This window comes from Amycolatopsis pigmentata, assembly GCF_042684065.1.
Lineage (GTDB): Bacteria > Actinomycetota > Actinomycetes > Mycobacteriales > Pseudonocardiaceae > Amycolatopsis_E > Amycolatopsis_E pigmentata.
Genome location: NZ_JBHUKR010000001.1, coordinates 16,293 through 41,674 on the forward strand (window position 1 = coordinate 16,293; position 25,382 = coordinate 41,674).

General features: G+C 70.0%; 10 protein-coding genes. 4 read left to right on the top strand and 6 right to left on the bottom strand.

Annotated features, from left to right (window positions below; translation table 11 throughout):
• Together ACFSXZ_RS00080 and ACFSXZ_RS00085 are read left to right on the top strand one after the other, a co-directional pair.
• A complete protein-coding gene (locus tag ACFSXZ_RS00080) occupies positions 1–11,049 on the top strand; it encodes a WXG100-like domain-containing protein (protein WP_378259875.1) in 11,049 nt (3,682 codons plus the stop codon).
• Positions 11,049–12,827 (top strand): ADP-ribosylglycohydrolase family protein, encoded by a 1,779-nt coding sequence (locus ACFSXZ_RS00085; protein WP_378259877.1) that lies wholly within the window; start codon positions 11,049–11,051, stop codon positions 12,825–12,827. The genes ACFSXZ_RS00080 and ACFSXZ_RS00085 overlap by 1 nt, the downstream gene beginning before the upstream one ends.
• 4 nt (positions 12,828–12,831) lie before the next feature.
• Here ACFSXZ_RS00085 and eccB read toward each other — a convergent pair whose 3' ends face one another.
• Together eccB and eccD are read right to left on the bottom strand one after the other, a co-directional pair.
• Positions 12,832–14,262, bottom strand: a complete 1,431-nt coding sequence (eccB, locus tag ACFSXZ_RS00090; protein WP_378259879.1) for a type VII secretion protein EccB — start codon at positions 14,260–14,262, stop codon at positions 12,832–12,834.
• A gap of 4 nt (positions 14,263–14,266) precedes the next feature.
• Positions 14,267–15,640, bottom strand: coding sequence for a type VII secretion integral membrane protein EccD (gene eccD, locus ACFSXZ_RS00095; RefSeq protein WP_378259881.1), 1,374 nt, complete (start codon positions 15,638–15,640; stop codon positions 14,267–14,269).
• 106 nt (positions 15,641–15,746) lie between these two features.
• Between eccD and ACFSXZ_RS00100 the strand changes: the two genes are divergently transcribed.
• Positions 15,747–17,423: a serine/threonine-protein kinase gene (locus ACFSXZ_RS00100; RefSeq protein ID WP_378259883.1), complete on the top strand. Its 1,677-nt coding sequence runs from the start codon at positions 15,747–15,749 to the stop codon at positions 17,421–17,423.
• A 23-nt stretch (positions 17,424–17,446) separates the two neighbouring features.
• Here the strand turns inward: ACFSXZ_RS00100 and ACFSXZ_RS00105 are convergent, their stop codons facing one another.
• From ACFSXZ_RS00105 to ACFSXZ_RS00120, 4 genes are all read right to left on the bottom strand, one after another.
• Positions 17,447–19,591 carry a transglutaminase TgpA family protein gene (locus ACFSXZ_RS00105; RefSeq protein WP_378259885.1) on the bottom strand — a complete coding sequence of 715 codons (2,145 nt, stop codon included), beginning with the start codon at positions 19,589–19,591 and terminating at the stop codon, positions 17,447–17,449.
• A 73-nt stretch (positions 19,592–19,664) separates the two neighbouring features.
• Positions 19,665–20,762 carry a DUF58 domain-containing protein gene (locus ACFSXZ_RS00110; protein ID WP_449224263.1) on the bottom strand — a complete coding sequence of 366 codons (1,098 nt, stop codon included), beginning with the start codon at positions 20,760–20,762 and terminating at the stop codon, positions 19,665–19,667.
• A gap of 23 nt (positions 20,763–20,785) precedes the next feature.
• Positions 20,786–21,739, bottom strand: a complete 954-nt coding sequence (locus ACFSXZ_RS00115; protein ID WP_378259889.1) for an AAA family ATPase — start codon at positions 21,737–21,739, stop codon at positions 20,786–20,788.
• Positions 21,736–23,844: a fibronectin type III domain-containing protein gene (locus ACFSXZ_RS00120; protein WP_378259998.1), complete on the bottom strand. Its 2,109-nt coding sequence runs from the start codon at positions 23,842–23,844 to the stop codon at positions 21,736–21,738. Before ACFSXZ_RS00120 ends, ACFSXZ_RS00115 begins: the two co-directional genes overlap by 4 nt.
• Positions 23,845–23,984: 140 nt before the next feature.
• Here ACFSXZ_RS00120 and ACFSXZ_RS00125 point away from each other — a divergent pair, with 140 nt between their 5' ends.
• Positions 23,985–25,265 (top strand): hypothetical protein, encoded by a 1,281-nt coding sequence (locus ACFSXZ_RS00125; protein WP_378259891.1) that lies wholly within the window; start codon positions 23,985–23,987, stop codon positions 25,263–25,265.
• The last annotated feature ends 117 nt before the right edge of the window (positions 25,266–25,382 follow it).

Consider the following 25,382-nt stretch of genomic DNA (forward strand, 5'->3'; position numbering starts at 1 on the left):
ATGCCCGACCCTGGCGATATTCCGGAGCCGGGCGACGAGCTTTTCGTCCGGGTCAAGAAGATCTGGGGCATCGACGCGGTCTGGCCGCGGGACAGCGAGGGGGATGCGGGGAAGCTGGCCGACGCCTGGGATTCGCTCGGCAACGCGCTGAAGAAGGTGGTCGACGACGGCAACGCCCAGCTCAACGAGCTTCGCCACGCGTGGCAGGATCTGGGCGGGCTCTCCGCCCGGGAATCCATCCACAACCTCCTCGGGGGAACCGACGGAACCGGCGGAATCCAGGCGCTGGCCGATCAGTCCCACAAACTGGCCGCATTTTGCCGCGACTACGCCAAAAAGATCTCCGACATCAAGGGGGAGATCATCGCGGACGTCGCCATCAATGTCGGGCTGTTCGCCTTGTCCTTCGCGTTGGCGGGCCCCGCGGGCGAAGCCTTCTTCGCGTCCCGTTTCGGTCTCATGATCGCGGCGAGAATGGCGCAGTTCGCCAAATGGGTCGACGAGTTGAGCGCCCTGGCCAGGTTCGGGGTGCAGGGCGGCCTGAGCGCGGCGGTCGGCTCGGCTACCGGTGGCCTCGGCAATCTCGCCGGTCAGGAATGGAGCAACCTGCGGGGTTATGGCCCCCTCGACTGGGGCAAGGTGGGAGATGCCGCGCGGAACGGCGCCATCGCGGGCGCCGTCGCACACAGCGTCTACCAGGCTGCCGGACGGTGGGTCGCCGAAGACGTGACGCGGGTGGCCGGCAACATCCCGCGGATACCGGATCGGGTGCCCGGCCAGATCGGCAACACGGTCGGGATGACCGTCACCGGCGCCGTGACCGGTGCGATCGTCGACCGCGATGACCCGGTCGGCGGGGCGATCGCGGGAGCGGGCGCGGGCGGCCTCGGCGCGGCGGCCGTCCATGGTGGAGCCGACCTGGCATCGCACTTCTCCGGCAAGCCGCCGAACACTCTGTCGGACCTGATCAAACCCCACGGCGGCGGCAATCCGCCGTCCGGCGGCGACGCCCACCCGTCAGGCGGTGACCCTCACACCGCGGCCGAGTCGGCAAGGCCCGCCGGATCGGCCGATTCCGCCGGAAGTGTCGCGGGGTCCGCCGAGCGGGCACACGCGGAGACCGGCGCGGGATCGCCGCTCGCCGGTCAGCAGGACGGCGCCGCCGCCGACCAGACAGGCACGCGGGCCGCCGACGCCACGCATCTGGGAAACCCCGCAGACAGCGCGAATTCCGGCTCCGCGACCGGCTCCGATCCCGGACACGAGGTGGCCGCGGGCACCAGCGACCAGGCAGGCGGCACCGCCCCGGCCATGGCGCAACAGGCAACTCCCCCGGCATCGGCCGACGGATCTGTCCACAGTGGAGTTTCCGAAAACTCGACTTCGGCGCACACCACGGCGAAGCCGACGGGTGGCGAGCAGCCGCCACGGCAAGCGTCCACTGGGGACACCTCGAAGCCAAGCACGCAGCCGCAAGCGTCGAAGCCAGGCACGGCGGAGTCCAAACCGGACGCCGTGAAAAACGGTGAGCAGCCCGGCAAGGGCACGAGCGAGCCCTCGCCACCGGAAAAGCCGGCCCCCACCGCGACAGAGCCCCAGGCCCAGGAATCCCCCAAGGGCCAGGCACTGGCGGCAGGCGGCGAACCGGCAGCCGCGAACGGCGGTCCTGAGCCAGGCGACACCTCGGCCGGCCACAGCGCCGGCCCACCCGGCCCCCAGGACGGCAACCCACGCGGCGGCTCCCGGAACGACGACTCACCGGGCGGTCCGCGCGGTGACGGCTCACGCGACGACGGTCCCCGGGATGGGGGCCCACGCGATGGCGGTCCACGCGATGGCGGTCCACGCGACACCGGCCCACGCGGCGGCGGTCCACGCAATGACAGTCCGCGCAGTGGCGGCCCACTCGATGGCGGTCCACGTGATGATGGTCCCCAGGGCGGTCCTGCTCAGGGCGGTGGGCCGCACCGCGGCGGCCGGTCCCCTGTCCCCGGCAACAGCGGCCAAACCGTCCCCCCACGCGGCCCTGTCGGCTCCCCGGATCGGCCGGCGGGACCCCAGGGGCCGTCAACGGCCGCGGCCGAACAGCGACGCGGCGGGACCGTCGCGTCGCTGGATCCGGAGGACGAGGGCAAGGCGGTCCGGCAACACCTGACGGACCTCGAGGTCATCAACCAGGGCGCCACCCACATCCTTACCACCGACGGCCGCGCCATCCGCGTGCTCGACCCCCTGATCGAGCAGCAACCTCCGCTCTCCCCGGAGGCAACCGCCAGGCGCGTCGACGCGGGCGACACCAGCGACAACCCCGCTCTGGCGGACCGTGAGCCCACCCGGCCGACCACCGCCGATCCAGGCTCCACCAAGAAAAATCCCGGTCAGAACACGACGCCGTCGCCTCCCATCGCGTCACCCGCAGTACCGGAGGCACAGCCCGCCGCACGAGTCGAACCCCGGACACCGGAGACACCGCCCGCGAAACCCGGCCAGGCCGAACGCCTGCCCCAGGCCATCACCGGCCAAGCAGCGGCGCACGCCGCGCTGAGCGGTCCCCCTCGCGTCGGCGACCCGGTACGAACGCCGGTCGGCGATCCGGCGCCACTCCGGGTCGGAGACCCGGCGCCGACTCGCGTGGGAGACCCGCCGCCCGCCCGGGTAGGAGACCCCGCGCCGACCCGCGTCGGCGATCCGGCACCGACGCGAACAGACACTCCCGGCGCGGCTCCTGCGCCGGCCTCCGCCTTCACCCCGGTTCGCCAGTTGCCTGGGGACTTTCCCTGGCCGGACGACGATCCGCGCCGCGGCCTGCCGTTCATTCTCCCGCCGCACACCACACCCGAGGTCCCACGTCCGCTCACCACACCGGAGGTCGAATACCCCCGGCCCGGGCACGAAGGGCCGGTAGTCACCCCACTCCACCACGGCTACCCCGCCGACGCGCCGCTCCAGCCGCCGGTCCGCGAATGGACCGAAACCGTTCCGATGCGGCAGGACTACCCCGGGCAGGAACCGCCGACGCCACCGGTACCCGCCCCCGACGAGAACCCGCTCTTCGATCTGCCCGGCGCGGTCCGCACGCAGCTCAGCGACGCCGAGCTCACCGACCTCTGGGCACTCGTCCTGGTCACCGGGGTCACCGCCACCCGCATCCTCGAATGGCTTACCGACAAGGCGATCTTCGACCGCGCCCGCACAGTTCGCGACCACACGTACATCACCCCGTACGCGAGCCTCGCCGAGAAACTTCGCTTCCTCGCCGACGAGCGCGAGGAAGACCGTCCGGCCATCAGCGACCGCCTGGCCGAACTCAACGGCCGTCAGGCACCGCGAGCCCGGAAACGCGGCAGCCTCGGTCCCAACGGGTCCACCGGAATCCAGCCACGCTACGGAGATCTCGCCGAGTGGTATTTCGCGAACAACCTCGTCCTCAAGCTGCTCAACCTCGCCGACGACATCAAGACCCTGCGCGCCCTGGCCGATTTCTTCCGTTCCCCCGTACAGTTCCCGCTGTCCGACGAAATGCGCCACCGCGTCTCGGCGCTCCTGCCCTCGCTGCCCCAACAGGTCGGAGAGGAATATCGCCGGCATCTGCCGTCCTCGGAAATGGTCGCGTTGCTCCATGAAGTGGCAAGGCAAAAGAACGATGAATACCTGTCCACGGCCTACCCCGAAACAGGTTTCATCATCGCGCTCGGCCAGGCCGGCACCGAGCAGCAGGTCGAACTCGGCTTCCCTCAGGCGACGAATTTCCGGGACCGGACCCAGCTCCCCCCGCGCAAGACCATCGACGGAGTCGCCGAGTTCACCTTCGAACTTCCCGGCGGCCGCGTCAAAACAGCCGTGATCATTCCCATGTACCGCCCCGACGAGGCGGGCAGGGGCGCGGCGCTGCGCCTCGCCCAGAAGTATTTGGCAGGAAACGACGCCGAAAAGCCCTACGTAATATTCAGTCGCGAATGGCAAGGGCCGGACGAGCCCGACCTGACCGGACTCGCCACCCGGTTGCCCGGCGCCGCGGCCGTGTTGTACAGCAACCGCTCCCGGCACCGCCCGGCCACCACGCCCCGGATCTCGCTGCTCCACATGGACGACGAGCTTCGCGAAGAAGTGAACGCACTGGCCGCGGTCGGCCGCCTTGAAGACGTCAAGGGCCTGCTGGCGACAGCAAGCCACCTGGCGGTACCGGATCGGCTCTCCACCGCCGACACGAACACGCTCACGCGCCTGCTCGACAGCCCCGACGAGGAAGTGGCCGCGGCCGCGGCGGTGGCCTTGCTGGCGCTGGACGACACCGCGCTGCGCTCCCTGTGGCTCCCCGGGCGTTTCGGCGCCCCCCGGCGGACGGAAAACCTGCTGGAGTTCCCCGTCTCCAGTGCCGCCGCGAAAGGTCCAGGGTACCGGATCGTCGTGGCACGACCGGACAACCGTGAACTCCAGGAGTTCCTCGGCGAAATCCAGCGCTACCAGGACTCGATCCCCGCGACCGACACAAACCGGCGGTTCCTCATCCTTACCGGCGAAGGCACATCCGGGGACCGGGAGTCGCTGACGCGACTGTCCTGGCAATTGCTGGCCACCGGTTTCGACGCGGTACCAGTGCTCCGCACCGACGGGCAGCCGAGCTTCGAAACGCTTGCGGCAAAAGAAAACCTGCTGACCAAAATGACCGCGAACGCGATGGGCCCGTTCGAGCCACCGTCCGCGCGGGAACTCGCCGACTGGGCGGCCGACAAGGCGCTGGCCGTATACCGGGAACACCTACCGCCCGCGAAAACCGAGCCACCGGAGCAACGGAACACCGCCGGGGAACAACCCGCGACAGGCTTCGAAACCCCGTCCTTGCCCCGCCCGCGCTCGCTGGCGAAGTCGACACCCCCGCTCATCGGTTCCCTGGCGGTCCACACCAACCTCAGCACCGTCCGAGGCGCTCGCCAAAAGCAGACCGCCGAGGACATCGCTCGTTCAGTGCTGGCCGCGGCGGCAGCCGCGGCCGATGTGCGCATCGTCGAGAAGGTCCCGTTCCCGCTGCCCTCCGACGACGCGGTGGTCCTCGACGGGACCGGCGTGCCGTTCGTCTTCCAGGTCATCCACGTCCCGAATTTCGGCCACGGCGAAGCGCAACCCATCACTTTCCAGGTCTATCTCGAAGCCGGCGCGGACCTTCCCGTGCCGCACGTCGTTCTCCGCCTGCCCGACTGGCTGCTGCCGGACACCGCGGTCCTCCCGATGGCGCACGCGATAGCCGCCGGCCGCGCCATGGCGACTCTCCACGCCCGCAACACCCCGGCGAATTTCGACGAGCAGCACCTCGCCCACGACATCTTCCCCGGGGACACGCTCGAACTCTCGCCGACAGACCTGGGCTACGTCGCCCAAATCGTCGCGCTGGGCAGGGAAATCGAGCGGGCCCCCCGGCGCGACCGGCGGCGGCTGACCAAACACATGCAGCGGCTGCTGTCGTATCTCGGCCTCGCGGAGGACCAGCCGCACAGCGACGTCCGCATGCGCGCGCTCGCCGGGTACGGCACCCGGATCCGGATGAATCTGCCACCCGAAGCGCGTGACGCGGCGACGGCCGCCGACAGTGCGCTGATCACGGCGAACCGGTACCGGCCCGCGAAAGCGCTCGCGGGTTTCCGGCCCACCCGATGGCCGATCCGGAATCCGGCGGCGGAAATCGAATACCGCATTCCGATGGTCACCACCGCACGCCGTTTCAACCACACCTCGGCGGTCGAAGCGGCGGTGCGTGAGCACATCGACAAGGCAGGCTCGCGGGCCGGGGTGAAGTTCGTCCCTGTCGGTCCGGATCTCCGATACGACGTCTTCCAAGGCGACACGAAGATTTTTACCGCGAAGTTCCACGCGTTACCGGACGTCACGCTCGAATCGACGGGCGTTTCGGTCAATCCGGGCACTCAGCTTTTGTCCGGCTATCTCCCGTCGCGGATGCGGCCACGGGACATCGAGGAAGTCCTCGGCGCCCAGATCGCCTACGGGACGAGGTATTTCACCACGGCGACCGATGATCCCCACGCACACACGCTCCATCGGCAGACCGATGTGGACAGTCTGCCGCAGGGGCCGATCGACCGCGCTCACCAGTCCAGGATCGAACTACTCGGCGACCGCATCGCCGCGACCCCAGGCCGGCGGCCACTGCGGCGGCAGCACCTGATCTCGCAGCTACGCGGCCTCCTCGAAAAGGCCGGGCTGGAAAAGCAACTGCCGGAGTACGCCTACCGAGTGGCCTCACTCGATTCCTACGCCGCGGCCGTGACCGACAAATACGCCGTCACCAGGTCCGATACCGCGTATCTGCCGTCCTGGTTCACCATCGCGACCACCCTTTTCAACGAGTACCCGGCCACGCTCGCGATGGGTATCGCACTCACCATCGGCGGCGCCGCGGCCCACCATCCCGGCAACGGCATCGCCTACCTCGTCTACGGCCTGGCGGCGACCGTGACCGGCGCGTCGATGGCCAGGGGCTACGACATCGCCAGCGACGCCCAGGCGGCGAAAGCCAAGAAATGGCTGGAAATTCGCGCCGCGATCGACAAGGGCCGGGCGCTGGCCGACGCCGCCAACAGGTGGCGGCAGGAGCAGCTCGGCCAGCCGCCCGAGCACGGCGCGGACGTGCCGACGAAGGCCCAGCTACAGGGCGAACAGCCGGACATCGCACCGAGCCTGGTGACGCGGTACCGCCGGTTCACGGTACCGCCCGCGGCAGGTCTGGCGGCCGCGCTCGTGGTGGGCTGGCCACTGGGCATCGCTCCCCTGTCCGCGCTGAGCCTGCTGTTCGTGGCCCTGGCCACGGGTAGCCTGCGGCCGCTGACCGAAGGGATGAGCAGGCGGTCGCGCAAGGGCGCTGAGCTGGAACAACACGATGATCTCCGGCGGCAGCTCAACAGCTACGACATCGACGAGATCGCCGACTTGTACCGCCAGATCGAGCAGGCGTTCGCCGTCATCGAAAGGCACTTCGAACACGACCCGTGGCCGGACACCGCGATGACCGAACTGATACCCGGTGCGGTCGAACGCCCCGGTGCGGACTACGACGTGAAAGAACCGATTCTCGGACGGCTCGCCGCTTCCTCCAGTTATGTGCCCTACGTCCCCGATCCGATCAAACTGGCGAGGTCACCGTCGGGACTCAAGCCGGTCAGGGTGATACTGGACCATTTCAACCTGCACGCCACGGTGGTGGCCTTCGACCTGGTGCGGCTGGCGTTGGCGGGCAGCGCCTCGGCCTGGGCGGAAAACCGGCTGGCGGTGCGGGAGGTGAACGCCAAGCTCCGGCGACTGGCCATGCAGCTCCGCGCCGAGCGTGAGGCCCAGCTCCCGGGGAAGACCCGGGACCGGGACCAGTTACTGCGCGACATCATCGTTCAAGCGCTGCGCATCGTGGCCACCAACGAGAACGCGGAACCGAACGCGGGGTTCCCTCCCTTCGGGCCGCTGCCGCCGGAACTGGACCGGTTGTTCCACAACGTCAGGGCCAACCCGCCCCGGCTGCCGGACGCGGTTTCCCGGAAGGCGTCGGCATCGCGCTGGTCCTACTGGAAATACCTCAGTGTCAAATCGGTGGTCGCGGGCGTCGTCACCACGGTGCCCAGTTGGGCGATCGGCCTACCGGAATACTATTGGCTGGGCGGAATCGCGGCCGGGGTGGCGGGTGTTCTCGCCGCGATCGGCAGACCGTTCCACCGGACCCGGGAAATTCTCGTCGACGATCGCAGCGCGTCGCCCGTCGAGGACAAGGGTGACCGGCATGCCGCGGCAAACCGTCGTGTCCTCCAGCAGATACTCGACTCCGGCATGGGCTTCTATCGGGAGAAATACGGCGAGAATCTGCCCGAGGGCCTGGCGGAGAGGATCTCCCGTTTCGTCACTGCGAACGAACTGCCGACGCTGCCCGCCGTCACCCCCTTGACCGAACTGGAGCCCGTCAGCTTCACCGACGAGCAGTTGCTGTCCGGAGAGTGGACCCAGCGGGTCCGGGCGCAGGTGGAGTCCTTGCGTCAGGCCGTCGGCAGCGAGCTGCACCTCTGGGGTTTCCGCCCGACGCTGGAACGCCGTCGAACGCTGCTCGAGGACGAACTGCCGCGCGTCGCGGATCGAGTGGAAAACCTGATGCGGCAATACGAAAGTAACGGCGACGGTGTTTTCGCAGGCCAGTTGTCGACGCTGATCAGCGATTACCTGCGAACCGGCGAAGGAGACCTCGCGCAACAGGTCCGGAAGGTGCTCTGGCAACACGAATCCGCGGACCTCCCCGTCGTCCGGGAGCTCGAGGCCGCGCTGCGGCACTACGAGGACACGCACGAAGGCGGTCTCAACCAACGGCTCCACGACGTGTTATGGCACCACGGCTTCGATCGGGACCGCCAGCTCATCGGCCGGATAGCCGGCCTGTTGACCATCCAGTCGACCGACGACCAACTCGCCGATCACGTCAGGATGGTGCTGCGGTGGTACTACATCGCCGGGGAGGGCCATCTCGGCCGGCAGGTGAACTCACTCCTGCGGCACCAACCCGTGGAAGGGATCGGCGGAGCGCTGGCGCGGCTGCTACTGCCCTTCGAGCAGGGCCGTCCCCGGGCCGCCCGGCTGGCGGTGGAGGCGATTCGCGAACTGAACGACCTCGTCGAGGAATACAAGGCCGCCAGCGACCCGATGCGGTTCACCCGCCTCGATGACGACAGTGCCGATCTCCCGGACCTGAGTTTCCGGACTCCGGCACAACTGAAGATGGACAAGCTCGCCGAAGAACTGAAGCCGTCGCCGACCGTGCTGGGGTCCGGCTATCTCGCCGACAGTCTCACCAAGGCGAAGAAGTTCGGCAAGGAACTCTTCGAGCAGGCGCGACTCGACGCCGCGTTCGCAGGCTGGCCCGCCCCCGCCTATCCGGATGTGCTCCCGTCCGGCGAATCGCCACTGTCCACCGTGGACTTCGTCACCGCCCGCAGCGCCGATCCGGCCTATCTCGTCCCCTTCCTCGAAGAAGAGGTCCCGCGGCTGCGCGCGACCAACCCGAAGCACGGCTCGCTGACGGCCGGGATCAACGGATATCTGTGGAACTGTGTGCCCGCCACAAGCGCCTTCTGCTACCGGCAGGCCGGCTGGGACACGTCGGCCACGCCGGAACGGTCGACCCTGACGGAACTCTGGCGAGATCTGGGCGGGGTCTGGCAGAACCACTCCGGCTATGACAGCGTCATCGCCGCCATGGCCGGCCGGCGGGGTGCGATGGCCGTGCTGGCGGTGATTTCACGGGGGCGCCAGGGACAACAGGTCCGGCACGTCAGCGCCGTCGTCGTGAGTGAGAAGACGGGAATACCGATTTTCGTCGACCCACAGTCGGAATACGCGACGAAACTGCCGGATCATCCCGAGGAGATCTATCTACTGCCGGTCGATCTGGCTGCCCTCAAATCCATGAAGGACATCGAGCCGCCACCCGACGGGCTGGCACAGCTCCCGGAGCGTGAACGGACGACGGTCTACGAGGGTGAGCGAGGACGTGCTTTCTACGACGTGGTGAGGCAATCACCTTTCCTCAAGTCGATGGGAATGCCGGCCTTGCCGCCGTTGCCCGAAGCGCGAGGCGGCCAGGCGAACCCGCCGCAGGCGGTTCAGCGGCCCCCGGTGTTCGGGATCCGCGGCTGGTCGAAGCTGGCGAAGTCGACCAGGCTGCACAGCTGGCCCGCCATCGACGCCGAGACCGCGTCCCGCGCCGCGCAGGCGAAGTTCCTCCGGGAGACGCATCCGGACTACGCCCGGCCGAACCCCGGGGTCTACGGGACGGCTTGGCGCGCCGACGGCACGGTCGACGAGCGGTATCTGGCCTACTGGTTCGGCGGTAAATGGTTCGACGACTACGCCGATTCGTACGACCAGGTCATCAGAAGGATGGTCGAGCGGGAGGTCGGCGCCCGGGCCCTCATGCACGTGGTCACCAGCACGGCGGACGGGGTGGAACAGCACCACCTGGGATACGTGGCCTACGAGCGGTACGGCGTCGCGTTCTACGACCGGTTGCGCGGCGGGTTGATGCGCCTGCCGGAACACCGGGTCCGGATTTCCGTGTTGCATTACACCGACGCTTTCCTGCCGTGGTACGGGTCCCCGAGAGACTACGATCCGCCGAAGGGAATGCTGTTCCAGCCGCCGGAACCTCCCGCCTCGCAGCCGGTTTCGCCCGGCGTGGATCTGCGGAGGCACTCCGCCCCGGAGCCGCCGCCGGTCGCCGAACCGGCGATCCGGCGGTCACCGGGACCAGTGCGGACTCCGGGTGTACGCGACGTGGCGCATGACCCGTTCGTGGCCGGGGTGGACGAGGCGCGCGGGGTGAGAATCTCGCTGCCAGGCCCGCGCCGCGCATTCCGGCCGCCAATGCGTCAGGGACCGCACCCGCAAGGGCCGGACGAGAACCGTGGTCAGGGCGGCACGCCCTGGGGCCGCGACTCGCGGTTCCCCCGCGCGACGCCCTGGCAGGACAAGGCCCCCGAGCCCGGCGGAACAAACTGGAACGACCCGCTCGGCCACGTCCGGGAGGGCACCAGGGTCGACCGGGCTTACGTCGAGCAGGCTCTGATGCTGGGATACAACCGGCGCGCGCTGGTGTGGCGTACGGACCGCGACCCGTTGTTCCGGCACGACGACCGTCCTCCGGAGGCGATCTTCAACGGCAAGCTGGGGTTCACCGGGCAGGGCACGAGGATCGGTCTGGCGCAACATCTTTCCGATGTCCGAGGTGGACTGGTCGCGACGACCCGCGACCTCCAGCACGCGATCACCAGGGCCATGCGCGAACTGGGAGACGGCGTTTCCTACGTGTACGAGATCTACGCCCCGGGCGGAGTCGACGTGACGAACATGGGCCTGGGTGACCCCATCGAGGCGGAGGTGGCCTTCGTGCACAGCATCGACGTCCGCTATATCAGGAACTGCCTCGTGATCGACAGACGGACCGGCGTGGTGATTTCCCACATCTGGAACCCCCATTTCTCGGGCGACGAGGGCCAGGGCAAGGAGAAATAATGGAAGCGCGGGACGCGATCGCGGCGGTCGAGCGGTGGCTGCCGGCCGGTGAGCAGGGGTTCCTGGTCGACCACGAGCAGGTGCTGCGGGTGCCCGAAGGATGGTATGTGCCCTACGACTCCCCGAAGGACCCGCTGGTACCCAGGCCGGCCTTGATCGTGCGCGAGGACGGCGCCCTGCGCAGGCCGGATCTCAGCCCGGACGGCACGCGGCCGAGCGTGCCGGTACCCGCGGCAGGCGAGGAGGACTGGCGGGAAATCCTGGAGCCGGAGTTCGAAAACAGTGGCGTCGCCTATCTCGGAGTCCCGATCACGGCCGTGATGGGATGGCAAAAGTATGTGGACGGCACGTCGGCGGAAGAGATCCGGGCAAATCCGGAATACCGGCCGGGCCCGGAACGCCTGGGCTACCCGGCCATCGACACGCCGCTCGACTACCTGTTGAGTTGCCTGAAAACCGGTCGCTACGACCGCTCTTCCTACCTCGCCGGCTTGCTGTCCGCGGAAGTACTCCTACCACTGGACGCGGAAGACCGGTCGCCGGAGGGAGTGGTTTACAGCTCACGACGCCGCCTGCCGGCAGGCACGGCGAAATGGCTGCGCACCGATGTCCTGTCCTTTATGGACTTCAACCCGGACGTCGGCCTGCTGATCAACCCGGATTCCTTCCCGTCGGACCGGGTCAGCGCCGGGGAACTGGCCACGGCACGAGCGTCGTGGCCCGATTTCCGTCCGTCGGACCCGGTGGTCGAAGTCTCCCCGGAACGCCCGCCCGGAAAGTCGCTCCGCCGGGACGCGGACGGCGTCGACTTCGAGTGGCACCGGATCACGGGAGCCTTCGTAGGCTTCGCGATGGGCGAGGCTCTTGGGCGCGCGGTGGATACTTCGAGTGCGAAGGAAATCGAGGAGCGCCTGGACAGCGGCCTCACGATCGGCAGGCCGGGTCCGTTGACGGAGCAGTTGCTGTTCCATACCGAGGGCCTGCTGCGTGCGCTCCCCGCCCCGGTGACCTCGGCGCTGATGACGACCGGCGTCCGCTCCCTGCGACGCTGGCGAGATCGTGACGAAGGCTGGCTCGCCAAGGTCGCGGACCTGAGCGGACGGCCTCCACTGTGGACACCGTCGGCGGACGACGTCAGCCTCCTGATCCCGGGCCTGGCGGCCGCCCTTTCCGGCGGTGGCCCGGACACGACTCCGGACACTGCCGCCCGGGTCGGCAGGCTCCTGGCAGCGGGCCTGGGCGCGAATCGCGACACGGCCGATGCCACCGCGGCAGTGGCGATCTTGTTCGCGCACCTGTTCCGGCGAGAAAGCTCGATGTATCCCCCGTATATCCACATCCAGCGGCTGCTCGCCACGGAAGCCGTGTCCGGCCGGGTCGCCGGCGCGCTTGCCAACGCCGCCCGCACCAGGCTGGACCTGACCCGTCCCGATCACGAGGAACTGGACTCGATCGGCACCGGCGGCACCGCCCTGGACGCACTGGGGCGCGCCATGGTCGCGGTCACCCGGCGGTTCCACGATCCACATTGGACTCTGTACTCCGCCGTCATCCACTCCGGCCACAGCGCGATCACGGGCGCCATCGCCGGAGCCGTGCTGGGCGCCCGTAGCGGAGTCTCCGGCCTGCCCGCGGCGTGGCTCCGGCGGCTGGAGCTCCGAGACCTGGTAAAGACGGTGGCCGACGACGGTTTCCGGCACTTCTCCGCCAACCCGCCGCTACAGGACGACCGCTACGCCAAGGACTGGGAAAGCCGGTACCCGAGGGAAGTGCTCTGAAGTTTCAGGACACCACCCGCTGCGCGGCCGCCGGATCCAGCCCAGCACCCTCCGGAACCCGTGCGACCAGCCCGCCCGGCAACCGAACCGGTGTGGCGGCCGAGTACCCGAACATCTTCAGCACATCCGGCGACGCCAGCGGATAACGCCGTCCCATGTCGGTCACCAGCGTCAAGGTCCCGGACGATGCCCCGGCCGACGGCAGGGCAGACACCAGCGCGGCCCGCCCCGGCGGCACGTAGATCCGGTCGGCCAGCGGGGTTCCCACGGCCGATCGCCCGGTCGTCGTCGACCACGCGCCCGCCGGAGGCATCGTCGCGCCGAGCACGAGCCGGGGCGTCGCGCTGCCCGGATCGAAGGTCGCGCACGCGGTGACTTCCCGGTCCGCCAACGGAACGATCGATGGCCGGGTCGAAGGCGCCGCGTCCGCGGCGGCCGCGACGGGATCGAGTTGCCGGGCGGCCGCCGCCAGCACGGGGGCCAGCCGAGCCGCCTTGGGCACGCCGCCCGGATACGCGGCCTGCGCGACCTGTGCGTACGCCAACTGGATTTCGTACTGCAACTCGGTGATCGGCCGCAACGCGTCGTGCTCGGCGACGTAATACTGCTGCCCGTCACCTGAGGTCTGGACTACCAGCAGCGACCCGGTCAGGATGTCCGTCCGCCCCGGCACGGCCACGGACGGCTGCCCCGCCTGCGCCACCGCGACCGGCCCGATCGGGGCGCCCTCCGGTAGCACGTCCAGCCACGCCTGGTCCACCCGTGCCCACGGTTCGGCGGTCAACGCGAGCCCGGTTCCGACCGTGCCGTAGTCGTTGATCTTGTGCCGGTACCCGCGCCAGATCACGTAGCGGTCCCCATTGGACACCAGCTCCACCAGCAACGCCTGGTCGCCGAGACCTCGGCCACCCGCCGGTTCCGCACCCGACATCAGCACCGACTGCTCGATCTCGGTCCCCGACTCGTCACTGGCGGGCATCGAGCACAGCGACCACGACCCGGTCAGCAGCTTGTCCGCCGCGGGCAACGCGTCCGGCGCGTCCGGAATGCCGATTCGCGGCCCCCTCGGCACCCCGGCGAGCGAGTTCCGCGAAACCTCCACAGTGGACTGGTAGTCGCCGAGCACCAGCAAGGCGGAAGCGTAGTTCGTGACCGGATAGAGCTTGTCGTTGAGGTAGACGTACTGGGTTCCGGTCTCCTTCTCGACGATCACTCCCGGTTGCGTACGCCAGGAGTTGTTGCCGCCAGGCACAATCATGCCGTACACGCCGACGCACGCCAGCGACACGATGGCCAGCGCGATGCTGACGAACGCCGCGCCGGCCGGACGCCGGAACGGTGGCTGTTCCGGGTCGGTCTCCCTGGTCACCAACGCCGAGATCGCGCGCTGGACAAGGAACTGGTACGCCTGGAGCTGGTCACGCTTCGACGCCATCTCTTCAGCCCCCCAGCCCGCGCACGAGGCCGTACAGACCCAGCACCCAGCACGCCACGGGGACGACCGCCGCCATCAGCAGAATCTCGGAGTACTCGGCGATCCGGCCGAGATAGGGGTTCGCGGCGCGACCGCCGAGCAGAACTCCCGACGCGATGACGCCCGCCGCCACGGCAAGCAGCAGCGCGCCCACCGACACCAGTGGCATCGCGCCGACCATGCCCACGACCAGGCAGGCCGCACCGAAGATGCCGTCCACGAGCAGCGGAATTCGTTGCCGCAACGTCGGATACAGCCTGGCCCTCAAGAGAAATCCGGCGGAGAGGACCGCCACGAGGGTCATCGGGCCTCCACCGCCGTCACGAGTCAGCAGCACCTCGGAGCACATCACGACCGCGGACGCCCCGGCGAGCATGCCGGTGAGCAGTCCGTCCGCTCTGGCGACCGCGGCGTGGACCCGGTCGATCGGTGGCTGTGGATCGTTCCGGACCAGATCGTTCGTCGAGCGCGGCAGCACCGGCATCGGCACCCTGCCCAGCCGCAACGCCAGCGGCGCGAACCCGATGGACAGCACCAGCACCGCTGCGGCAACCACTCCCGCGGCCTGATGGCCTGGCAGACCCGCGGCCCCCGCGAGGACTCCGCCGAGCACGGCGAGCAGACCCGCGGTGGCGGCACCGGCGAACAGGGTCTGCGCGGCGACGACGCCGAGATAGCCGACCAGCGCGGCCGCCGACAGCGCGACGCCCGCGAGGATGAGGTGCCCGGCCGACAGGTCGGTCAGCGCGTGGCCGCCGGCGAGCACGAGACCCCCGCCGGCGAAGGCGAAGGGCAACGCGGGCGCGGCGACGACCGCGCCCGCTTCGGCGTCGCCGACCGCGCGAGCCAGCACGACCCCCGCGATCAGGAGTATTCCGGCGACGCCGAGCGCCCACGAGGCCGCCGCGGGCCACGGGGGCCCGGCGGACGGTATCGGGATCAAGCCGAGCAGGATCGTCGTGGCGCCGACGGCCAGGCTCGCGAGCCGGGTATGCCGCGGGCCCCAGGCCTGGCCGGTGTGGGTGGCACCGGTGGCGATCGCGTCGACGATGTCGTCGTACTCGGGCTCGGGCCAGTTGGTGCGTGCGCCGGCAAGGTGGAGGATTTCACCGTCCCGGACGCGGTGCGCGGCGAGCGTGCGGCCGAGGTCGAAGGGGGTCCCGTCGGGCCGGCGCAACTGCCAGCCGCCGCCGGGGACGCCCTCGTCCGCCAGGCCTTCACCGGCGCGGGCCAGCAGGCCGGGCAGCAGTTCGGCGAGGCTCGCGTGCTCGGGCAATGCCATGTCGATTCGTCGCTTCGGAGCGGCGATCGTGATCCTGATCAGGCCGACTGTCTGCATGGAACCAGGTTCGGCGCCGCGGCGGGTCGCCGGGCCCTGGAGGCAGGAACCTGCCGTGCGGCACGTTCTTGGGGTGTGCCGGGCGGTTCTGCTGGAGAATGGGGGCATGAGCATCGAGAGCAGTGGCTTGAAGCTGCTCGGCGAGGGGCCGGTCGCGACGGTCTACTCAGGGTGGGTGAATGGCTCCGAGGTCGCGGTGAAGGTCTTCCCGGGCGGGTTCGACCGCGAGACCGCGACTACGCTGGCCCGGGAACGGAAGGCGCTGGGTACGGTGCGGTCGCCACGTTCGGTGTTGGCGGTCGACGAGGTGATCGAGGCCCCGGAAGGCCAGTCCGCGGTGCGGATGGAGCTGTGCCGGGGGTCGGTGGCGGGGCTGCTGGGGAAGCCGATGCCGGCAGCGTATGCGCTGGCTGTCGGCTGGACGGTGGCGACCGCACTGGCCGGGGCGCACGAGGCGGGCGTGGTGCATGGTGGGGTCACACCGCACAACGTCCTTTATCGCGCCTCCGGCGAGCTGGTCGTGAGTGACTTCGGGCAGGCACTGCGCCGACGTTTCCCGCCGGATCCGATGCACGCCGTGGAATACGCGGCGCCGGAGAAGCTGCGCGATGACACGTTGTCCGAGGCGGCGGATTTGTACGGGCTTGGCGCGGTCCTGTATGCGGCGTTGACGGGCGCGCCCCCGTTCCCGAAGCGAACCGGCCGGCTGCCGGGTGAGCGAATCCTTCAGGTCCTGCGAGATCCGGTACCGGCCTTGGCGGTGCCCGGCGTCCCGAGCGGACTGTCCGAAATGGTCAGTCAATTGCTGGCCAAGGACCCGGCGGACCGCCCCCAGGACGCGGCGGCCGTGGCGAGGACGCTGGGCCGGATGTACCGGATGGTCACCGGTGCCGGGTCCCGGGAAGAAGTCGAGTTCGACGACTTCGCCGGCCAGGCCGTGGCGGGATCTGCCGGCCCGGGGGCCGCGGCGGGGCCGGGACAGCAGCCTTGGCCAGTGTGGCCGGGGCGACCGTGGTCAGGGCATGCGATGCGGTCTTGGCCGGCCCAGCACCCGCGACAAACCGTGCCCGCACAGCCAGTGCGATCGGCGCGATCGGTCGACCCCACGGAACCAGTCCCACCCGAGCAGCCGGCTCAGCCCAGGCAATCGGTCCAACCAGCTCAGCAAATCCCGGCGCAACCGAGCCGATCCACGGAACCGATGCCACCGACGGCACCCATACCCGCCGTGGCCACCACGACCGCCCCGATCATCACGCCGACCCCGGCCACCGCGCCTTCCGGGCGCACCCTCGTCTACTCCGTCGGCGGGACGGAATCGTCCACTAAGGACAAACACGCACGGACCGGCCGGCGGCCCGCCATCCTGGTGGGTCTCGGTGCCGCGATCGCGGGGCTCATCGTCGTGCCGATCATCCTCACGCAGAACGACTCGTCCGGCGGGCCAGGCGTACCCGCGGCGGCGATGCCGCAGGCGCCGGTGTCGTCCTGGCCCGGCCCGGCATCGACGACGCCCGCGGACGCGCATCTCGTGCTGGCCCCGCCGACCGACCTGGGCACGCGGATCCAGCTGAACTGGACCGCCGACGGCGACCTCGACTTCACCGTGGTCGTCGCGGGCGAACGACTCGACCCGATGACGTTGGTCGCCAACCGCCGCCACACCATGACGGTCAACGTCGACCCGGCACGCGGGTACTGCTTCCAGATCCGCGCCACCGACGGCGCGCACATCTACACGACCGACCCGGTCCCGATTCGCGGCAGCCGCTGCAACCCCTGATCCGAACCCGCCCGGGCAAGGATTCAGCGCCGCCGCAAGGTCCGGGCCTCCAGCGCCGCCCGCAACCGGGCGCCCAACGGACGCCCGGCGAGACTCCGGCGCACGGCCCGGACCGCCTCCCACGCATACCCCGCCGCACCGTCGGGCACCGGAGCACCAGACCACAACGCGGCATCCAGCGTCTGCGCCAGCCGGCCCATCGGCTCCCGAATCCGCCCGCCCAGGATGGCGTGAGCCGAATCCGCCAGGTCCCGCGGCGTCATGCCGATCCGGTACGGCACACCGTGCGCGCGCAGTCTGTCCCGGACCTCCGCCCACGCGCCCAGCACCCCGTGCCGCCTTCGACGACGGCGCGCGCGGACCGCCTTCGCCAGCGGAACACCCGCCAGCCTGGCCACGATCAACGCCGCGATCACGGCACCGGCCGTCCACCAGAGCCACGAACCCACATTCGTCGCCGCACCGGCCGCGTCATCCCGGCCGTCCGGCGGCACGGCAGGCGGACGTAGCTGGTTCTCCGGCGGCAGTTGCGCCCGAGCCTGTGCGGCCGCCTTCGCGAGGCCTGACTGCGCCTGACCCGCCTGTGCCGCGTTCCGCATCGGGTCCAACGGCACCCAGCCGAATCCCGTGATCGCGACCTCCGGCCACGCGGCCACATCCCGGTTTCGAACGACGTGGTAGCCATCCTGGACCTCGGTCGAGCCATGGTAGCCGACCACGAGCCGCGCCGGGATGCCGGCGATCCGCGCCAGCGCCACGTACGCCGCTGCGAACTGCTCACTGGTCCCGCGCTTCGTGTCCAGCAGAAACTCTTGCAACTGCGGCCATCCATGCCCGATCGGCAGGTCATCTCCCACCGCGACCTGGTAATGCTCGCTCAGGTACCGCTCGAGTTGCAGCGCCGCCTGGAAAGTCGGGCGCAGGCCGTGCAGCGCGTCGGCGGCCAGCGCGCTGATGCGCGCCGGCACGACACCAAGATCTCCGAGCCCGCCGACCGCCTGCGTGTCGACCGGCGCGGTGGCGAGCCGCGCGGGATCGACCTCGGGCGCCGACCAGGTCAGCCGGTAGCCCGGGGCCGCCGGCCGGTCCATCAGCAGCGTGCCCGCGAACTGGTCCACCAGCGGGGCCACGCCGTCCACGGCGACCGGGTTCGCCTGACTCGGCAGCCACGGCCCGGCCAGGTCGTGCACCCGCACGTCCGCGGTGCTCTCGGCGGCACCCGCGACACCGTCGAGCCGGGTGCCCATGCGCCGCAACCGCGTGTCCGCCGTCCAGTTCACACCGTCGAATCCGGCCAGCGCGATCAGCCGCCACCGGCCGACCTCGGCGTCGCTGCGGTAGCGGAACACCTCTTCGCCAGGATCGCTCAACCGCGCGCCGATCTCGTCCAGCGGATTGGTGAGCCGGTCTTGCGGTGGCGGCGCGGGGTGGCTGTCCGACAGGCGGTAGGGCTCACGCCCGGCCGGGTCGAGGCTGCCGAGCGCGCCGGCTCCGGCCACGACCGCGATCACCGTGAGCACCGCGAGCAGGACACCGGCACCGGTCGGCCGCCGCGGCCGGACGGACGGCCGGATCGTGCGCTCGGCCCACAGCAGCAGGCCCGCCGGGGCCAGGTACGCGACCGCGGCCAGGAGGGCGGTGACGCCGGACAGTGCTTGGTATGCCTGGGAAAGAGCGGCGATGGCCAGACTCGGCAGGAGCGAGATGAGCGGTTTTCGCAAGCGCAGCAACAGTTCCAGGCCGATTACTACGCCGAGTAGCACCGCCAGCGGGACGAACAGCAGCTGTTCGGCCTCCGGCCTGGCAGGCAGGGTGGACTGGAGGGTGAGCAGCCAGCTCTCGGTCAATCCGCTTTCCAGTGCCCGCAGCGTCGCCACCGTGGGCAACCCGGCCACCGTGGTCGGGAACAACACCGCCTCGGTCAGCCCGAGCAAACCGGTCAATGCCACCAGAATCGGCCGCCACGGTGACAGACCCGGCCATCGTGCGGACAACTCGGTCCAGCCGTATCCGGCGAGTACGGCCACGAGGACGGGGACGAGAAGGGGCACCAAGCCGAACACCGGGGCGAAGAGCAGTCCCGCGACGGCGATGGCGGCGAGCAGCCCGGCCACCGCCGGGCGGTTCGGACCGGCCGGCGACACGGCGCTAGGCGAACGGTCGCTCATCCGGCCTCCCCCACAACCGCGGCCGCCGCGACCACGGCCCCCAGTCGCGTGTCAACCTGGCGAAGTTCGCCGATCACCTGGCCCCCAAGGCATTCCACGCCGCCATCGCACCGGCGGCATCCGGGGCACCGATCCGCCCCAACGCCGACGATGGGGGCACACCCAACCGGATGACCATGTCCGGGCGCCATCGGCCGGCCACGCCCACCTCGGCGTCCGGGCCGGTGATCATGGCCAGCACCCCGCCCGGGCGGGCGGCGGTCACCTGGACCACGGGCACCAAGGGTGCGTCGTCGGCGGCGTCCTGCGCCACCAGACACAGTTCGTCGAGCAGCGTTCGGACCACCCGCAAACCGCTGTCCACCGGGGTGTCCAGGCCGGCCGGGGTGATCAGGCGGCAATGCTGACCCGCCATCGCCGAGGCGTACAACAACGACGCCGCCACCTCGACGGCTTCCTCGAACACGGCCGCACTCATCGCACCAGGGCGGGTATCGAGCACCATCGTGAAGCGAGGCTGCGCGGGATCGGCATAGTCGCGCACCATCAACTGGCCGGTCCGGGCCGTCGCCTTCCAGTGGAGATACCGAACCTCGTCCCCGATCACATACTGGCGGACTTCCCGTAGGTCCGCCGAACCACGCAACGGTGGATCGGTGACCGGCCCGTCATGGTGGTGCCGCGGATGTCCGGCACGCACCGGGCGCGCCGGATGCAGTCGCGGATACACCCACAGCAAGGCGACACTGCCCACGGTCCGGTCGCCCCGGGCAAGGCCGAAGGGGTCGAAACGGTTCAGTACCAACGGTCCTGCCTGAAGCCGCCCACGCCGGAACGTCGGCAACTCGTAGTGGTAGGTAGCCTCCGCGCCGGGCGCGAGCGGGCGCACCCAGACCTTGCGCGTCTCCGCCCCCACCCGGTCATCCGCGGTGAAACCGCCCTGCCGCCGGGACGTTTCGTTGCGCACCACCAACGTCGCGAGTGCCGCGGTGCCCCGCTCGATCCGGTCCGGCCGCACCGACCGGTCGATCTCCACCTTCGGCCGGACGACCGTCGCCACCACCGCCACGACCACCGCCCCGACGGCGACCCCGGCGACGGCCCGGAAAAGCATGTACCCGGCCAGTTCCCCGGCCAGGTAACAACAAACCGCGCTGACGACAACAGTCACGCCGCGGCGGGTGAGCCGCACGCCTACCGTCCACTCGCGACGATCGGCGCCGCGGTGTCGGCCAGCAGCTCGTCCACCACCTCACGGGCCTGCCGCTGGTTCAGCTCCGCCTCGGGGGTCAGCACAAGACGATGCCCGAGCACCGGATGAGCCACATCCTTCACATCATCCGGCGTCACGAACGCACGCCCGTGCGTGGCGGCCAGCGCCTGCGCCGCGCGGATCAACGCGATGCTGCCACGGGGGCTCGCCCCGTACCGGACCGCCGGATGCGTCCGGCTCGCCGCGGCCAGCCGGACCGCGTACGACACGATTTCCGGCCCCAGATGGGATTTGCGTACCTGGGCGATGACCTGCTCCACGGCCGCGATGTCGAGCACCGGCCGCAGTTCGTCCGGGGTGATCCCGGCGCAGTCGCCCATCACCACCAGCACCTCGGCGTCATGCTCGGGATACCCGACCGAAAGCCGCATCAGGAAGCGGTCCAGCTGTGCCTCCGGAAGCCGGTAGGTGCCCTCCATCTCGATCGGATTCTGCGTCGCCACAACGAAAAAGGGCCGCGGCACGTCCTGGCTGACCGAGTCGACCGTCACCCGGTGCTCGGCCATCACCTCCAGCAGCGCGGCCTGCGTCTTGGGCGTGCCCCGGTTGATCTCGTCGGCCAGCACGACGTTCGCGAAGATCCCACCCGGGTGGAACTGGAACTGCTCGGCGGCCTGGTGATACACCATCACGCCGGTGATGTCGCCGGGCAGCAGGTCCGGTGTGAACTGGATCCGGCTCCACTTGCCGCCGATACTGGCCGCGATACACCGGGCCAGGGTGGTTTTCCCGACCCCGGGCACGTCCTCGATCAGCAGGTGCCCCTCGGCGAACAGCGCCGCGACGGCCAGCCGCACGGTGTCCGCCTGGCCGCGCAGCACGGTCTGCACGTTGTCGGCAATGAGGTCGTAGGCCGCTTTCGGCGTCAGAGTCACGACTCGCCTTTCTTGCTTTTCCACAGACGTTTCGAGCGGGCACCGGCCAGCAACGTGGTCGGGAAGAGCAGGAACACGAAGCCCGCCGACGGGTCGCCCGACCAGCTGTCCGTGCCGGTGCCCTCCGAGTTCTTGATGGTCGCCTTGACCGGCACCGAACCCGCCCAGAACGCATTGGAGAACGTGATGGTGGTGGTGCCGTTGCACGGCACCCAGGCGGAGTTGACGCTGATGAAGGTCGCCATGCAGGTCGAGGCCGCGCCGTTCGCGTTGGCGTCGAGGGTGACCACCAGGTTGCCGCCCTGCGATTGGCCGTGCACTTTGACGATCTTCACGGTGGGCGGCCCGGCCGGGATCGTGACCTGCCGCGTGCCGGGGGCGCCGGTAAGCTGCGCGCCCGCGTCGTACTTGGTGATCGCGCGGACGGTCACGGTGACGGTGCCGGTCAGCCCGGTGAACGTGGTGGACGTGCCGGAAACCGAGCGAGTGCCCTGACCGGAAACGGACACCTGGTAGTTCACCAGGTTCGCGCCGTGCAGGGCGGGCGCCGTCCACGACACCGACACCTGGCCCTGACTGGCGTTCGCGGTCACGACCGGCGCGTCCGCGGCCTGGCCGAGCGTGACCGATCTGGCGCTGGCGGCGGGCCCGCGGCCCGCCGAGTTCTCCGCGGCCACGCTGATCACGTAGGACCTTCCGCTGGTCAGACCGGTCACCGTGGTGCCCCCCGACGATCCCTCGACCCTGGTCGAACCACCTGGCCAGGAGACGACGTATCCGGTGATTCGCGCTCCGTTGCTCGGCGCGGCCGACCACGACACGTTCACCGAACCGGCGCCGCCGACGATCGCGCTGACGTCCCTCGGCGCGCCCGGCACCGTCGCGGACGCGGTGTTGGTCTGCGGGCCGGCGGGCGGTGGCGCCTGTTGCTGGATCTCCGGCTGCGGCCCCGGGTTCGGCACGCTGATCGGCGTTCGATGGGACTGCGCATCGACATCCACGTCGGCGGTGGAACCGTTCTTGCCGTCGACCACCAGTACGTGCGAGCCGTCCGGGTTGTCGACGTAGATCCGCCCGTCCTGACCGGCGGCGGGCTTCGACGCACCACCCGGGCCGGGAATCTTCTTCGTGCTCTTCAGCGCGCCGCTGCTGTCGTAGGTGAGCACGTCGTTCCGGGTCTGGTCCACCAGCACCACGGTGTGCGCCGTGGCGACCGGCCCCCCGAACCGGCTCCCGGCGGGCAGGCCGACCGAGACGGGCTTGGCGACCGGGCTGTCCTTCAGCAGCCCGGAGGCGTCGATGAGATGCAACTGGCTCCGGTCGGGATCGGCGACGGCAAGCCGCCCGTCGACGGTGCTGTTCGCGATCTGGACCGTGGGGCGCAGTTCGACGCCGATGTCGGCCGCGTCGCCGAGCCCATCCTTGCCGACGGGGCTCAACGAGCGTGCGGTCGTGTCGATCACGACCGGCTGGTCGTCGACACGGGACAGCGCTCCGTCGTGGCCCTGCGGCAACCGCGCCGAACACGACAGCAGGATCGCGTCCTTCGGCAGCTCGCAGATCGCGCCATTGTCGATGCGGTGAATCCACACCGTCCCATCGGAAGTCGCGACGGGATCGGACACCGGCCCGCCCGCCGCGACGGCGGCCGTCGAATCGCCCAGCCGGACGATCTGCCCGGCATTGCGGTAGACGAGGTACGGCCCACCGGTGACCTCCAGCACGACCGGTTCCTCGGTGGCCGGCGGCACCGCGCTGTTCTCCACACTGAGCGTCGACTTGCTGAACTCAGTGATCCTGGACCGTTCGACGACGTAACCGGAGCGATCTCCCTGCGTCACCTGGCTGCCCTGCGCGGCTCCGGGCACGCTCGCCCGCGCGTCCACCTGACCGGTGGCACCGTCCACATGGTAGGCGGACTGGGACGCGGTGTTGTAGACCCAGTGACCGATCTGGATGAACTGAAGGCCCGGCGGCAGCGGCACGTTGCCGGTGAGGGCCATGCACACCACCGCGACGCAGGACACGAGCAACACGACCACCGCGGCACGGCCGCGCACCGCGGTGCCGAGCAGGCGCCGCGGTCTCGAACCGGACGAGTCCATGGTCACGTCCGGATCGTAGCCGCACCGGATACACGGCGGATACATTTTCGGAAAGTCCGTACCGGCCACCGAAAACGTTGTCACCGAAAACTCAGGTTCCCCCGGCAAGCTGGACGGGGACGGCTCGAGGAGGGATTCCGGTGACTCATCTTGGCGCGCCCCAGGCGGCACCGCCGCACTTGTCCGCACCACCACAGGCGGTTCCCGCCGCGCGGCCGACTCCTTACAGCACAGCGAGCCCAGCCGCGGCGGGCTCGCGTGAGGCGGCTCACGCGGCCGCGGTGGCCGCGTTGCGGGCGGCCTCCGCGGCCCAAATCAGTCCACAGTGGACAGACATCAGGCCGGCGACCGCGCCGCGCGAAATGCCGGCCGATCCGGCGAAACCGGCGCCTGCCCGGCCACCGGAACGGCGCCGGGCAGGCGTCCGAGTGGTCCAGATCATCTGCTGGCAGCTCGCGGCACTGGCGCTCGTCCTCACTATCGGCCACTCGTGGATCGCGACCGGTTTCGTCGCGTTTGGAGCTTTGGTCGTCGTCGCGATCACCGCGACGCGAATTCGTGGCCGCTGGGTCTACGAATGGCTGCTGGTTTCGTCCGGTTACCTGTCGCGGCGACATGATCACGACCTGCCGGGCGCCGCCGGCGGAGCGCTGTTGCGGTCGATCGCGCCGGAGGCACAGGGGGCCGAAGACGTTCTTGACGGCGACCCGGTTTTCCTGGTCAGCCGCGCGGCGGGAGTCAGTGCGGTCCTCGAACCCACACCGGGTCCGCTACCGCCCGCCGAGGCGATGCTCCCGCCGTCCGACGAACGTGACCTGGCCTTCGCCGTGCAAGTGATCCACCACCTCGGCCCCGGACAGCAGACGCCGCGTGCGTGGGTCGCGCTGCAGGCTCTGCGCACGATCGGGATGCATCAGGACACGGACCTCCAACGGGAACTCGGCAACGCGTTGCGGCGCGTGCGGCGGCGGCTCCGTCGAGACCGCTTGTCCACCATCGCGTTGGACGAGCGGGCGTTCTGTGGCACGGTCGCCTCGCTCGCGCACGTCACCGCCGGCCGGGCCCGGGTGAGGGAGGAGTGGCGGCTCTGGCACAGCGGGCCGATCGCGCAGGCGACGTTCCGGCTCGGCGGCTGGGCCCGCCTTTCCGCGGCGAGCGCGCCGCAGGTGGTGCGCGGCCTGCTCGCGGCGGCGCCACACGCGGCGGTGACGATCTCGGTCACCACGAGCCGGTCGGTCACCGCGACCCGCACGAACGCGACCCTGCGCGTCGCGGCGACGAACTTGCCGGTGCTGGAACATGCCGCACAAACGCTTGCCCGGCTGGCCGAGCGCTACGGCCTCGCCACCGAAAGGCTCGACGGCCGCCACGTCTGGGGCCTGGCCGCGACCCTGCCCATCGGCGTTCCGGAACCCCGTTGAACACGTCCAAGTTCGACGGCTCGATCTGGAGGGGAGACAAGAGATTGGTGGACATCCAGTCCTCAATGAGTGCGCCGCTGTCCGGTGAAGGTATTTGGGGCGGTGCAACCAGGATGT

Coding starts and splice junctions, on each gene's coding strand:
- ACFSXZ_RS00080 (WP_378259875.1), top strand. CDS start 1: ATGCCCGACCCTGGCGATATTCCGGAGCCGGGCGACGAGCTTTTCGTC.
- ACFSXZ_RS00085 (WP_378259877.1), top strand. CDS start 11,049: ATGGAAGCGCGGGACGCGATCGCGGCGGTCGAGCGGTGGCTGCCGGCC.
- eccB (WP_378259879.1), bottom strand. CDS start 14,262: ATGGCGTCGAAGCGTGACCAGCTCCAGGCGTACCAGTTCCTTGTCCAG.
- eccD (WP_378259881.1), bottom strand. CDS start 15,640: ATGCAGACAGTCGGCCTGATCAGGATCACGATCGCCGCTCCGAAGCGA.
- ACFSXZ_RS00100 (WP_378259883.1), top strand. CDS start 15,747: ATGAGCATCGAGAGCAGTGGCTTGAAGCTGCTCGGCGAGGGGCCGGTC.
- ACFSXZ_RS00105 (WP_378259885.1), bottom strand. CDS start 19,591: ATGAGCGACCGTTCGCCTAGCGCCGTGTCGCCGGCCGGTCCGAACCGC.
- ACFSXZ_RS00120 (WP_378259998.1), bottom strand. CDS start 23,844: ATGGACTCGTCCGGTTCGAGACCGCGGCGCCTGCTCGGCACCGCGGTG.